Source organism: Streptomyces sp. NPDC017529 (genome assembly GCF_044329785.1).
Taxonomy (GTDB): domain Bacteria; phylum Actinomycetota; class Actinomycetes; order Streptomycetales; family Streptomycetaceae; genus Streptomyces.
Genome location: NZ_JBIRJY010000026.1, coordinates 60,667 through 74,023 on the forward strand (window position 1 = coordinate 60,667; position 13,357 = coordinate 74,023).

General features: G+C 73.0%; 10 protein-coding genes. 5 read left to right on the forward strand and 5 right to left on the reverse strand.

All coding sequences use genetic code 11. The annotated features are described in order from the left end of the window. Positions 1-898: 898 nt before the first annotated feature. The 4 genes from ACH4K4_RS35010 to mtnA form a co-directional block, all read right to left on the reverse strand. Positions 899-2,866 (reverse strand): LpqB family beta-propeller domain-containing protein, encoded by a 1,968-nt coding sequence (locus ACH4K4_RS35010; RefSeq protein WP_398173251.1) that lies wholly within the window; start codon positions 2,864-2,866, stop codon positions 899-901. After that, on the reverse strand, positions 2,781-4,793 hold the full coding sequence (gene mtrB / locus ACH4K4_RS35015; protein ID WP_398173267.1) for an MtrAB system histidine kinase MtrB: 2,013 nt from the start codon (positions 4,791-4,793) through the stop codon (positions 2,781-2,783). The genes ACH4K4_RS35010 and mtrB overlap by 86 nt, the downstream gene beginning before the upstream one ends. A gap of 310 nt (positions 4,794-5,103) precedes the next feature. Next, a complete protein-coding gene (gene mtrA / locus ACH4K4_RS35020; protein WP_030017937.1) occupies positions 5,104-5,781 on the reverse strand; it encodes a two-component system response regulator MtrA in 678 nt (225 codons plus the stop codon). After that, positions 5,778-6,950 (reverse strand): S-methyl-5-thioribose-1-phosphate isomerase, encoded by a 1,173-nt coding sequence (mtnA, locus tag ACH4K4_RS35025; protein WP_398173253.1) that lies wholly within the window; start codon positions 6,948-6,950, stop codon positions 5,778-5,780. The genes mtrA and mtnA overlap by 4 nt, the downstream gene beginning before the upstream one ends. A gap of 152 nt (positions 6,951-7,102) precedes the next feature. On the opposite strand from mtnA, the gene ACH4K4_RS35030 reads away from it, so the two are divergent. The 5 genes from ACH4K4_RS35030 to ACH4K4_RS35050 are packed head-to-tail and all read left to right on the forward strand — an operon-like array spanning position 7,103 to position 12,725. Next, complete coding sequence (locus ACH4K4_RS35030) at positions 7,103-8,539, forward strand: hypothetical protein (RefSeq protein ID WP_398173255.1); 1,437 nt, start codon at positions 7,103-7,105, stop codon at positions 8,537-8,539. 4 nt (positions 8,540-8,543) lie between these two features. Beyond that, a complete protein-coding gene (locus tag ACH4K4_RS35035; RefSeq protein WP_398173257.1) occupies positions 8,544-9,236 on the forward strand; it encodes a DUF4129 domain-containing protein in 693 nt (230 codons plus the stop codon). Then, positions 9,233-10,459, forward strand: coding sequence for a DUF4350 domain-containing protein (locus ACH4K4_RS35040; RefSeq protein ID WP_398173259.1), 1,227 nt, complete (start codon positions 9,233-9,235; stop codon positions 10,457-10,459). Before ACH4K4_RS35035 ends, ACH4K4_RS35040 begins: the two co-directional genes overlap by 4 nt. Next, positions 10,440-11,405, forward strand: a complete 966-nt coding sequence (locus tag ACH4K4_RS35045; protein ID WP_398173261.1) for an AAA family ATPase — start codon at positions 10,440-10,442, stop codon at positions 11,403-11,405. The genes ACH4K4_RS35040 and ACH4K4_RS35045 overlap by 20 nt, the downstream gene beginning before the upstream one ends. A gap of 9 nt (positions 11,406-11,414) precedes the next feature. Continuing rightward, a complete protein-coding gene (locus ACH4K4_RS35050; protein ID WP_398173263.1) occupies positions 11,415-12,725 on the forward strand; it encodes a DUF58 domain-containing protein in 1,311 nt (436 codons plus the stop codon). Between the two features lie 24 nt (positions 12,726-12,749). Here the strand turns inward: ACH4K4_RS35050 and ACH4K4_RS35055 are convergent, their stop codons facing one another. Beyond that, positions 12,750-13,220 (reverse strand): DUF1648 domain-containing protein, encoded by a 471-nt coding sequence (locus tag ACH4K4_RS35055; RefSeq protein WP_398173269.1) that lies wholly within the window; start codon positions 13,218-13,220, stop codon positions 12,750-12,752. Between the last annotated feature and the right edge of the window lie 137 nt (positions 13,221-13,357).

Below are 13,357 nucleotides of genomic sequence, written 5' to 3' on the forward strand. Positions count from 1 at the left end.
GCGTGCGCCAGGTTGGCGGGCCACCAGCGTCACGAAGGCGGGCAGCCCATGAGGCCAAGGCCTCTCCGGAGCCGTCCAGACCATCGGCCGACGACGAACGGTCGCCCCCGGAGCCCGGGGCGCCCACGGCGCCGGGCAGGCCGCCACCGGGTTGCGCAACACCGCCCTCTCGGCGCGACGCCTCAACGGGCACGGACGAGCCACTCGGCAGATGCGACGCCTCAGTGGGCGTAGGCGATCCTTCCGTCAGGCGCGGCACCTCAGCAGACACAGGCGGTCTCCCAGACAGGCGCGGCACCTCAGCAGACGCGGACGGGCCATACGACAGGCGCGGCCCCTCAACAGGCACAGGCGGTCCCCCAGACAGGCGCGGCACCTCACCAAACTCGGGCGATCCCCCAGGCAAGCGCAGCGCCCCAACAGACGCGGACGATCCACTCGTCAGGCGCAGCGGACCACCATCGCCCCACAGCGCGCGCACGGCCCCCGCCAGCGCCACCCCCAGCGGGCCGGCCAACCGCAACGCCCCCCGCTCCTTGTGCGCGAGCAGCACCGCGCGCACCTCATCGGCGTACGGAGCCGCGGCGCAGGTGGGCGGCAGGCCGGGCGGGACGGGGCGCGGGCGTACTCTTCGGGGGCCCCGGGGGCCTCCCCCGCCCCCGCCCCCGCCCCCTCTCCCCCTCGCCCCCCGGGACAGTGCCTGGCGGCATTCCTCGCACAGGTCCGTACGAGGACGGCCGCATCCGGCGCAGTCCACCGGTAGTACCAGACCGGTGATTTCTCGCCATACGCCCCGCATGGGATCTACTGTCCCGCCGGGCGGGGGAGGGCGCCACCCCCTGTGGATAACTCGGGTGACGGGGTTGCGGGCCGCCCGCGGGCGCCGCCGGTTCTTTCCCTACCCCGGGTAAACCGGCGCCTTCCCCTCCTTCGCCACCGTCTTCCAGTTCGCGTCCTGCGGCAGCCGCACGATGCCCTCGGCGCCGTCGGCCACCAGCGGCCGGGCCTCGTCCTCCGAGGCCGTCACCGCCTTGACGCCGCTGACTCCGGGCAGCGTCTGCGCGTTCGACGCCGAACCGTCCGTCTCCATGAACTGCATCTGCTGCACCCCGCCGGACTGCCGGCCGACGACCACGAGCCGGCTGCCGCCCGCCCAGGACGCCGCCACCACATCCTCCAACTGGGGAGCGACCGGGCGCATTTCCTCCACCGACAGCGTCGGGTGCTGCGCCGTGCCGCCGCGCTCGACCCGCCCGAGCTGCAGCGTCGTACGCCCCTTGTCCTCGACCAGCACCGCGATCCGGATGCCGTCGGACGCCACCTTGATCGCCTTGATCCGCCGGTCGCCGAGGCCGGGCACCGTCACCACGTCCGGCGTCCCCTTGCCCTCGCGCAGCCGCAGCAGCCGCGAACCCTTGTCGCTGCGGTCCGCTATCCACAGGTCGCCGAGGCCGTCCCAACTGGGCGCCGACAGGCCGTTCTCGGCCGTGCTGTGCAGCACCGCCGGGCCGCGCTCGGCGCCGTAGTCGAGCGGGGCCACGTACAGCGACCGCCCGTCGGCCGAGACGCCGGCCACGCTGCTCTCGCCGCGCGATACGGCGATCGAGCTCAGCGCGGTCTTGCCGGTGCCGAACGGCCCCCGCACCGGCCGCGGCTCCGTCGTCGTGTCGGGCATGCTGACCACCTTCTGGTCAGCGGCGATCCAGTACTCCTGGGCGGGCCGCCCGATGTGCTTGCGCGGCGCGAACTCGCTGTTGGCGCGGTCTTGCGACAGGACGCACAGCCGGTTGCCGCCCTCGTCCTGCAGCTCGACCTCGCTGAGCTTCGACGCCCGGGTGATGTCCTGGACGGTGAAGAACAGCTGGGCCGCCATCCGCCTGCACTGCCCGGGCGTCGCGCCGGCGGCCCGCTTGCCGAGCCGTACCTTCAGCGCGTTGGAGTCGTCGAGGGACAGGCCGCTGCTCTTGAGCCGGGTGCCCGTCGGGAACGCCGAGGCGGTGACCTGGTTCAGCCAGTTCGTGGGCCCCTCCAGCAGCGCGGCCACGCTGGCGGTGATCGGGTCTATCCGCTGGCGCAGGTAGACGGGGTCGGCGACCAGCACGTTCTTGCCCGCCTTGGACGACTGGGCCTCCGACTTGTAGTCGGCGAAGTAGTACTTGTTGACGGACCGGTAGATCCGCTGGAAGTCGGACTGCCCGAGCACCAGCCCGTCGGGCAGCCGGTCGATGCGCCACTGCCCGTCCTCCTTGGTGAGGTGGACGGACTGCTGGTACGCCTTCTCCTCCGGCGTGTAGGCGTGGTTGCGGTCGACGGTGGCGACCTGGTTGCCGGACAGCGTGACCGTGTAGCCGTTCGGGTCCTCGCGGTTGGCCTGGCCCACGGGGTCGGCCTTCGGACGCTGCTGGAGCACCTTGGTCGCCGAGAACGGCCGCCACGTCTTCTTCGTGGACTTGGCCAAGTACTGCACGGCCGTGCTGAAGTCCACCTCGTCGCTCGTCGTCGCGTCGAGGAAGCCGCTGACGATCTCGGTCGGCTGTGCCCCGTCCTGCGGCGGCACGCCGTAGACCCGCACCTGCGAGTCGGCGTCGGCACGCGGCGACTGGTCGACGGCCTGCATGTCCCCGCTGTCCGGCATCGACGCGCACCCGGCCAGCAGCAACGCGCCGCAGCCGAGCGCCGCACCCGTACGGGCGGCCCTGCCGCGCGCCCGCAGCGTCAGCCGCCCGGCGCCCCTGGCGCCCACTCCGGGGCCGGTCCCGGCGCCCACTCCGGCACCCGTTTCAGCGCTCACGAACCTCGTCCTCCCGCTCCGCGCCGTCGTGCCCGTGCGCCGCACCACCGCGTACGCCGTTCTCCTGGACGCCATCACCACCGGCGCCGTTCCGGTGCGCGCCGCCGCCCAGGGGTTCGGCGCCGTCCGGCCGGGCGTGGGTGAGCGACTCCGGGGAGCGCGGCTTCGGGGAGCGCGGCGCCGGGGCGCGCGGCTCCAAGGGGCACGGCTCCGCCAGCCGCTGCTGCGCCGGAATGGCGGCCGCCGTCCGCACCGCGGCCGCGCCGCGCAGCGGGTCCTGGCCGACCGCCTGGAGGTTGCGCCGCGAGTCCTCCGGTTCGAGCGGTATCGGCGAGCCGCGCAGGGCCTCCCCCGCCGTACGCGGCAGCGTCAGCCGGAACTGCGAGCCGCCGCCCGGCTCGCCCCACGCCTGCAGCCAGCCGCCGTGCAGCCGGGCGTCCTCGACCGCGATCGACAGGCCGAGCCCCGTACCGCCGGTCGTACGGGCCCGTGCCGGGTCGGCGCGCCAGAAGCGGTTGAACACCCTGGCCGCCTCGCCCGGCTTGAGGCCGACGCCGTAGTCGCGCACGGCGACGGCCACCGCGCCGCCGGTGCGGCCGCCGGCCGCGGCCAGCCGCACCACGACGTCCCGGCCCTCGCCGTGCTCGACGGCGTTGACGACGAGGTTGCGCAGCACCCGCTCGACCCGGCGGGCGTCCGCCTCCGCGATCACCGGCTGTTCGGCGCCGCGCACCACGATGCGGCTGCCCTTGCGCTCCGCCAGCGGCTCGGCGCCCTCGATGACGCGGTGCACCACGTCGCGGAGGTCGATCGGCTCGGCCTCCAGAGCGGCCGCGCCCGCGTCGAAGCGGCTGATCTCCAGCAGTTCGGCGAGCAGCGACTCGAACCGGTCGAGCTGCCCGCGCAGCAGTTCGGCGGAGCGCGCGGTCACCGGATCGAAGTCTTCGCGCGCGTCGTGGATGACGTCGGCGGCCATCCGTACGGTCGTCAGCGGCGTCCGCAGTTCGTGCGACACGTCGGAGACGAACCGCCGCTGCATCCGCGACAGCTCCTCCAGTTGCTGGATCTTGACCTGGAGGTTCTGCGCCATCTTGTTGAAGGACTCGCCGAGCCGGGCGATGTCGTCCTCGCCGGTGACCTTCATCCGCTCCTGGAGCAGCCCGGCGGCCAGCCGCTCGGAGATGCCCGCCGCCATCCGTACGGGCGTGACGACCTGCCGTACGACCAGCCAGGCGATGGCGCCGAGCAGCACCACGACGAACACCCCGGCCGTCGCCAGGGTCGTCTTCACCAGGCTCAGCGACTTCTCCTCCTGGCTGAAGGGGAAGAGGTAGTAGAGCTGGTACGGGTTGCTGTTCACGTCGTTGAGGCGCTTGCCGATGATGATCGCCGGCTCGCCCTCCTCCGATCCGACGCGTTTGATCTGCGTGGACTGGCGGAACGTACCGGTCTTGGTGTCCAGGATCTGGCGCATCTCCGCGGGCACGCTGCGCGCGGGGTCGACGTCCCCGGAGGCGCGCGGGCCGCGGGTGTCCGGGCTGCTGTCCCCGAACGGCTCTTCCACGGCCGATCCGGAGCTGAGCGCCACCACGGAGAAGACGCCCTGGCCGCCACTGGCGAGCTGCTCGACCAGGTTGGTCAGCCAGGTCGCGGAGTCCTGGGGACCGCGGCTGCCGGAGCGTCCGGCGTCTTCGCCGCGGCCGTCGGTGGTGCTGTCGGCCAGCTTCTGCGCCACGGCGAACCCGCCGGTGGCCTGGCTCTGCGCGGCCTGCCGCTTGGCCTCCAGGAGTCCGTTGCGGACCTGCCCGATGACCACGACGCCGAGGATCAGGACGACACCCAGCGACATCAGCAGGGTCGTGGCGACCACGCGGAGCTGGATGTTACGGCGCCACAGGCGCAGCGCGGGCAGCAGTGGACGGCGTATCCAGCGGCCGAAGAGCCGCAGCATGGGGTGGACGGGGCCGCTCGTGGCCCCGTCGGACAGCAGCCGCCCGGGCATCCCCCGGAACCGCTCTGCCGGCCCCGGGCGGGCTGCGGCACGTGCCTCACCCGCCGGGCGTTCGGCAGCCCGCGCGCCACAGGGGGCGTCGTCGCCTTCCCGGCGCTCGGCCGCGGTGTCCTGTCCGGCCCGCTCGGGGCCGTCCCCGTGCCCGTTCGGCCGGTCGTGCCCGTTCGCCCGGCCGTCGGCCACCCGGCCGGTCAGCCGGGCGAACACTCGACCAAACATCCGGCCAGAACTGGACATATCACCTGCCGGGCGGACGGCCCGCCCCCGCTCGTCCTCCGGGGCCGAACCGTCCCGGGACATATCAGCTGGGCCCGGCCTTATAGCCGACACCGCGCACGGTCACCACGATCTCCGGGCGCTCCGGGTCCTTCTCGACCTTGGAGCGCAGCCGCTGTACGTGGACGTTGACCAGCCGGGTGTCGGCGGCGTGCCGGTAGCCCCACACCTGCTCCAGCAGCACCTCGCGCGTGAACACCTGCCACGGCTTACGGGCCAGCGCCACCAGCAGGTCGAACTCCAGCGGCGTGAGCGCGATCGACTGCCCGCTCCGCTTGACCGAGTGCCCCGCCACGTCGATGACGAGGTCACCGATGGCCAGCTGCTCGGGCGCCGGCTCCTCCGAGCGGCGCAGCCGCGCACGGATGCGGGCCACCAGCTCCTTGGGCTTGAACGGCTTGACGATGTAGTCGTCGGCCCCCGATTCCAGGCCGACCACCACGTCGACCGTGTCACTTTTCGCGGTCAGCATGACGATCGGTACACCGGACTCGGCCCGGATCAGCCGGCACACCTCTATGCCGTCCCTCCCGGGCAGCATGAGGTCGAGCAGCACGAGGTCCGGCTTGGTCTCCCGGAAGGCGGCGAGCGCCTTGTCCCCGTCCGAGACGAACGACGGTTCAAAGCCTTCGCCGCGCAGCACGATGCCGAGCATCTCTGCCAGTGCGGTGTCGTCGTCGACGACCAGGACGCGTCCCTTCATTCGGCCATCATCCCATTACCTGATCGTGACTTACTCCATCGTGATGTGGAACACAGCTCCGCGAGACCGCCCGGAGTCACCGGCGAGACCACTCCGGCCTCGGTGACGATCGCCGTCACCAGCTCGGCCGGCGTCACGTCGAAGGCCGGGTTGTAGGCCAGCGCGCCCAGCGGAGCAATCTGCACCCCGGTACCGGCCTCCGTCCCGGCGCCCGGCGCGAACGGCATCGCGATTTCCGTCACCTCGTGCCCGGGCCGCTGCTCCACCTCGATGAGCGCGCCATCCGCCGTCGCCAGGTCCACCGTGCTCGTCGGCGCCACCACCACGAACGGCACGTGGTGATACCGGGCCAGTACGGCCAACGGATAGCTGCCCACCTTGTTGGCGACCGCGCCGTCCGCCGTTATCCGGTCCGCGCCGATCAGTACGGCATCCACCTCGCCCGCCGCAAAGAGCGACCCGGCCGCCCCGTCCGCGAGCACCGTGTACGGCATGCCCGTACGCGCCGCCTCGTACGCGGTCAGCCGCGCGCCCTGCAGCAGGGGACGGGTCTCGTCGACCCACAGCCGCCGCAGCTCACCGGCCCGGTGTGCCGCCAGCACCACACCCAGGGCCGTCCCCTCGCCACCGGACACCAGCGCCCCGGTGTTGCAGTGGGTGAGTATCCGGTGGCCGCCGCCGGGCAGCAGCTCGCCCAGCAGCGCCATCCCGTGCGCGGCCATCCGCTTGCTGGCCTCGGCGTCCTCCGCGTGCACGGCCTGGGCCTCGGCCAGCGCAGCGGCTGCGGCCCGCTCGGGGGCCGCCCCGTCGGCGACTGCGTCGCGGTACGCGCCGGCGGCCCGTCGTACGCCGTATTCGAGGTTGACCGCCGTCGGGCGGGCGTACGCCAGGGTCTCGGCCGCGTCGGCCACGTCGAATCCCCGCGCGGCGGCGAGGGCGACTCCGTACGCGCCGGCGATGCCCAGCAGCGGAGCGCCGCGCACAGCCAGCGTCCTGATCGCCTGCACCAGTGCCGGAACGTCCGTGCAAACCAGTTCGACCTCTTCGGACGGCAGCCGTGTCTGATCGAGGAGAACCAGTACGGGCCCCTCGGGAAGCTCCTCCCAACGCAGTGACGGAACCACGGGAGCGTCGGCGCCCGCCTCGGACTTCTCGTAGCGATCGGCCATCCGCCCAGTCTGCCGCCGACCACGGGCAGAGCAGAAGAGTCCCCTCGCACAAGGGCCCGGGGACGCGGGCGCACGCGCCATGACACGATGACAGGCACTGCGGACGCCGGACCCCGGCCATTCGAACGGGCGGGAAGCATGAAGGAGCGACGATGAACAACTCTCCGGGCTGGGCCTCGCCCGGATCCTCCCCCTCCGACGAGCCGGACCGCGCCGCGCAGGAACAGCCCACCACCACGGGCCCCACCGGCCCGGACGCTCCGGCCGGTGCCACGGATCGGCCCGGTCCCACCGCTCCGGCAAGCCCGGCAGAACCGGCGGAACCGGCAGGACAGGCCGGTGCCGAAACGCCCGGTGGCTCCACGGTCCCGCCGCAGTGGTCCAAGGAGCAGCCGCCCGCCGGTCAGTGGTCCGCCCCCACCGGCGGCCCCGGCCGCGGTGGCCAGGGCGGACCCGGACCACAGGGTGCCCCCGGCGGCCAAGGCGGCTGGGGAGGACAACCAGGCTGGGGCGGTCAGCAGCCAGGCTGGGGAGGACGCCAAGGCTGGGGCGCTCCCTGGGCGCCGCCGCCCGCCGCCAAGCCCGGCGTGATCCCGCTCCGCCCGCTCGGCGTCGGCGAGATCCTTGACGGCGCGGTGTCCACCATGCGTGCCCACTGGCGCACCGTCCTGGGCATCTCGCTGGTCGTGGCGGTCGTCTCGCAAGCCGCGAACACGCTCGTCACGGGCATCTGGTTCCGGAACGCCGGCAGCGCCGCCGCGAACAACCCCGACGCCTCCCTGCGCGAGCTCATGGGCGAGCTCGGCAGCACCTTCGCGGGCACCGCCGTCACCTCGCTGATCGGCCTGCTGAGTACGATCATCGTCACCGCACTGCTCACCATCGTCGTCAGCCGGGCCGTCCTGGGACGCTCGGTGACGGCCGGCGAAGCCTGGCGGGACGCCCGCGGCCGGCTGCCGCGGCTCCTCGGCCTGCTTCTGCTGCTGCCCCTGATCACCTCGGTCGTCCTCGGCGTCGGCATGCTGCCCGGCATCATCGTCGCCGCGGTGGGCCCGCTCACCGTCGGTCTCCTGCTCGCCCTGGTCGGCGCCCTGGGCGCGGGCGTCGCGGCCGTCTGGCTGTGGGTCCGCTTCAGCCTCGCCGCCCCGGCACTGATGCTGGAGAAGCAGGGCGTCATCGCGTCCATGCGGCGCTCGGCCAAGCTGGTGCGCGGCGCCTGGTGGCGGATCCTGGGCGTCCAGCTCCTCACGTACGTGCTGATCGCCATCGTCCAGATGATCGTCCAGATACCCGCCACCGTCGTCGCCGTCCTCCTCGGCGGTGAGGGCTTCACGTCCTGGATCGAAGGCAACGGCAGCCCCGGCTGGACATTCCTGATCGTGCTGGCCGTCGGCGCCGTGATCACCTCCACGGTCACCTACCCGATCAGCGCGGGCGTCACGGCGCTCCTCTACATGGACCAGCGGATCCGCCGCGAGGCGCTCGACCTGGAGCTCGCCCGCGCCGCCGGCCTGCCCGGGTACGGCGCGGACGCCCCCGGGCCCCAGGGCCCCCACCAGGGGCCCGCCGGCCCCACGCCGGGAAACTGATGCGGTGACGCCGCCAAGGGGGACGGCCGTACTCGCCCGGCTGACGACAGACTCCGGCGAGGACGGACCGGTGAGGATCCCGCGTGACGCCGCCCGTGAGGCGGCCGAACGCGAACTCGCCGATCCGCGGTACCACCAGAACGACCCGAACCTGCTCCAGCGTGCCCTGGACTGGTTCTGGAAGAAGGTCGGCGACCTGTTCGACGCCGCCGCCGGGGCCACCCCGGGCGGCTGGGCCGGTCTCCTCGCCATCGTCCTCGTCGTCGTGCTGCTCGCCATCGCCCTTCGGCTCCGGCTGGGCGCCCTGCGCCGCACCCCCACCACGGGTGGCGGCGCGCTCTTCGGGGAGCGCCCCCGCACCGCCGCGGAACACCGCGCCGCCGCCGAACGGCACGCGGCCGAAAGCCGCTGGACGGAAGCCGTCCAGGAACGGATGCGCGCCATCGTCCTGACCCTGGAGGAACGCGCCCTGCTCACCCCGGGCCCCGGCCGCACCGCCGACGAGGCCGCCACCGAGGCAGGCCGGGCCCTGCCCGACCACGCCGAGCGCCTGCGCGCCGCCGCCCGCGCGTTCGACGACGTCACATACGGCGGCCGCCTTGGTACCGAACGGGAGTACGCCCCCCTGAGCACCCTCGACACCGACCTGCGGCACAGCAAGCCCCAGCCCGCCGCTCTCCACGGGGGCGGCGCATGAGCACCACCACGACCGGCACCACCTCCCTCGCACCGTCCCCGCGACGCCTGTGGACCCGCTCGCGCGGGCTGCTCGCCGCCGTCCTCGTCCTCCTGTTGGGCGGGGTCGCGGTCGCGCTCCTGCGCTCCGGTGACCAGCACGGACGTCTCGACCCCCGCTCGGTGGACCGCACCGGGAGCGGCGCGGTCGCCGCCCTCCTCGCCGACCGGGGCGTCGGCACCCGCGTCGTGACCACCACGGAGGAGGCCGCCGCCGCGGCCGGCCCGGACACCACCGTCCTGGTCACCAACCCCGACCTGCTCACCCGCCGACAGCTGGACACCCTCCACCAGACCACCGGACGGGCGGCCGGACGCACCGTGCTGCTCACTCCGGGCCCGGCCACCCTGGACGTCTTCGCTCCCGGGGTCGAGACAGCGGCTCCCACCGAAGTGACGGCGCTGCCCCCGAACTGCGCGCTGCCCGCCGCCCGGACCGCCGGCGACGCCGAACTCGGCGGCCTGCGCTACTCGGCCCCCGCCCCCACCGCCGACCGCTGCTACCCCAGCCACGGCAAGGCGACCCTGGTGCGCCTGCCCACCAGCGCCGGCGGCGACACCGTGCTCCTCGGTGCCCCCGACATCCTCTACAACCACCGCCTCGCCGAACGCGGCAACGCCTCGCTCGCCCTGCAACTGCTCGGTTCGCACAAGCATCTGGTCTGGTACCTCCCTTCCGTCAGCGATCCCTCGTCCACGCAGGACGAGCAGCGCGGCTTCTTCGACCTCGTTCCGTCCGGCTGGGGATGGGCGCTGCTCCAGCTCCTCATCGCCGCCGCACTCGCGGGCCTCTGGCGGGCCCGCCGGCTCGGCCCGCTCGTCCCCGAACAGCTTCCGGTCACCGTCCCCGCCGCCGAGACGACCGAGGGACACGCCCGCCTCTACCAGCAGGCCGGCGCCCGCGACCGGGCCGCCGCCGTCCTACGAGCCGCCACCCGCACCCGCCTCGCCCCGCTCTCCGGCGTGTCCCCCACGCGCGCCCACACCCCCGACATCCTTCTTCCGGCCGTCTCCGCCCGGCTCTCCGCGGGCGCGGAAACCGGCACCGCTCTGCACGCCCTGCTCTTCGGCCCTCCGCCCGCCGACGACAAGAGCCTGGTCACCCTGGCCGATCATCTCGACCACCTAGAACGCTCGATTTTGTCCCCAGAGAGGCACGACCCCCGTGAGCACCCCGACAGCTGACAGCGCCCGCTCCTCCCTGGAGGCCGTGCGTACCGAGATCGCCAAGGCCGTCGTAGGCCAGGACCCGACCGTCACCGGCCTGGTCGTCGCGCTGCTCTGCCGCGGGCACGTCCTGCTCGAAGGCGTACCCGGCGTTGCCAAGACCCTGCTCGTACGCGCACTCTCGGCAACCCTGGAACTCGACACCAAGCGCGTGCAGTTCACCCCCGATCTGATGCCGAGCGACGTCACCGGCTCGCTCGTCTACGACTCCCGCAGTTCCGAGTTCTCCTTCCAGGCCGGCCCGGTCTTCACCAACCTGCTGCTCGCCGACGAGATCAACCGGACCCCGCCCAAGACCCAGGCGTCCCTGCTCGAAGCCATGGAGGAACGCCAGGTCACCGTCGACGGAACGCCCCGCCCGCTCCCCGAGCCCTTCCTCGTGGCCGCCACGCAGAACCCCGTCGAGTACGAAGGCACCTATCCGCTGCCCGAGGCCCAACTCGACCGGTTCCTGCTGAAACTGACGGTCCCGCTCCCCGCCCGCCAGGACGAGATCGACATCCTGGCCCGGCATGCGCAGGGCTTCAGCCCCCGCGACCTCGGAGCTGCCGGCCTCCGCCCCGTCGCAGGCCCCGCCGATCTGGAAGCGGCCCGGGCCGCGGTCGCGAAGACCTCCGTGTCACCCGAGGTCACCGGTTACATCGTCGATATCTGCCGTGCCACGCGCGAATCCCCCTCGCTCTCCCTCGGCGTCTCCCCCCGAGGAGCCACCGCCCTGCTCTCCACCTCCCGGGCCTGGGCCTGGCTCACCGGCCGCGACTACGTCATCCCCGACGACGTGAAAGCCCTGGCCCTGCCCACGCTCCGGCACCGCGTCCAACTCCGCCCGGAGGCCGAGATGGAAGGAGTCACCGCCGACTCCGTCATCAACTCCGTCCTCGCCCACCTCCCCGTCCCCCGCTGAGACCGAGCCGTGGCCCTGACCGGACGCACCGCCCTCATCTCCGCCGTCGCAGCTCTCTTCGTCGGCCTCCTCATGCCGAGCTGGACCGGCATCCTCACCGTCCAACTCGCCCTGCTGCTAGCAATTTTGTGCGACCTCGCACTGGCCGCGCCAGTGCGGAAGCTCCAGTTCACCCGAACCGGTGACACAACCGTTCGACTCGGTCAGGAGGCCCGGACCCACCTCACCCTGACCAACCCGGACCGGCGGCCGCTGCGCGCGCACCTCCGCGACGCATGGCCCCCCAGCGCGTTCCACCCCGGCACGGAAATGCCGGCCTCCCGGCACCGCCTCCGCGTCCCCGCCGCCGAACGCCGCCGCGTCACGACGACGCTCCACCCCACCCGCCGCGGCGACCACCACGCCGTCCGCGTCACGGTCCGCTCCTACGGCCCCCTCGGCCTGGCCGCCCGCCAAGGCAGCCACCACGTCCCGTGGACCGTCCGCGCCCTGCCTCCCTTCACCAGCCGCAAGCACCTCCCCGGGAAGCTGGCCCGGCTGCGCGAACTCGACGGCCGCACCAGCATCCTGACCCGCGGTGAAGGCACGGAATTCGACAGCCTCCGTGACTACACCCCCGGCGACGACACCCGCTCCATCGACTGGCGCGCCACCGCACGCCGGCAGTCCGTGGCCGTACGCACCTGGCGCCCGGAGCGCGACCGGCGCATCCTCCTGGCCCTCGAAACCGGCCGCACCTCGGCCGGCCGGGTGGGCGACACCCCGCGTCTGGACGCCTCCATGGACGCCGCTCTGCTGCTCGCCGCCCTGGCGTCCCGAGCCGGCGACCGGGTCGACCTCCTCGCCTACGACCGCCGGGTACGGGCCTCCGTACAGGGCCGCGCGGCGGGAGACCTCCTGCCCGCCCTGACCGACGCTCTCGCGCCCCTCGACCCCGAACTCGTCGAAGCCGACGCCCGCGGTCTGGCAGCCGCCATCCACCGCAGCACGCCACGCCGGTCCCTGATCGTCCTGTTCACCGGCCTGGACACGGCGCCGGTCGAGGAAGGGCTGCTGCCCGTGCTCCCCGGCCTCACCCAGCGCAACGAGGTCATCGTCGCCGCCGTGGCGGACCCGCGCATCGAGGAAATGGCCGCCGCCCGCCACACGCCCCAGGCCGTGTACGCCGCGGCTGCCGCCGAACAGACCCGAGCGGCCCGCCGCCGCACCGCCGACCGCCTGCGCCGCCACGGCGTGACAGTCGTCGACGCCACCCCGGCCCACCTCGCCCCCGACCTGGCGGACGCCTATCTCTCCCTCAAGGCTTCCGGGCGGCTGTAGCAAGTCCCCAGCAGGCCGTTCAGCTCAGTGCTGCTTCCGGACCCTGACGGCTGCGGCGATCGTTACCGCTGTGCCGGCGAGGAACGGAATCAGCATCCCGGCGTACGTCCATCCGGGTACGTCCGGATCAGCGGCGGAACGCCACAGAATCCCGCATCCCACGGAAAGCGCGAGGCCAATGGATGTGTTGAGCAGCAGCAGGGACCGGGCAATTCGGCATGCAGAGTCGCGGCTGCTCGGCCTGTTCATCAGAACCTCGGACGCACCAGCGGCGTACCGTGCCGTGTTCGTGTCCGGCAGCTCGTCGCGTGGTGTCACTCGCAGGGTCAGCTCGGCACAGCCGACCATCAGGGCTGTCGCCCCTGCATAGACGAAGACCAGCAAGAACGCACCGCCGATCGACCGATCCGTCCAGGCGTCCACCCCCTGCATGCCGATGTGCTTCGGTATCTGCGCCGGCAGCCGGGCATACCTGATCACACCCCAGACGGCCATTGCGGCAAGGAGGACGGCATTGGGGACCAGCCACACCCGGACAAACAAAAAAGCTCCGGTCCCTGAACCAGAAGGTTCAGGGACCGGAGCTGAAAAATTGTTCGGCGGCGTCCTACTCTCCCACAGGGTCCCCCCTG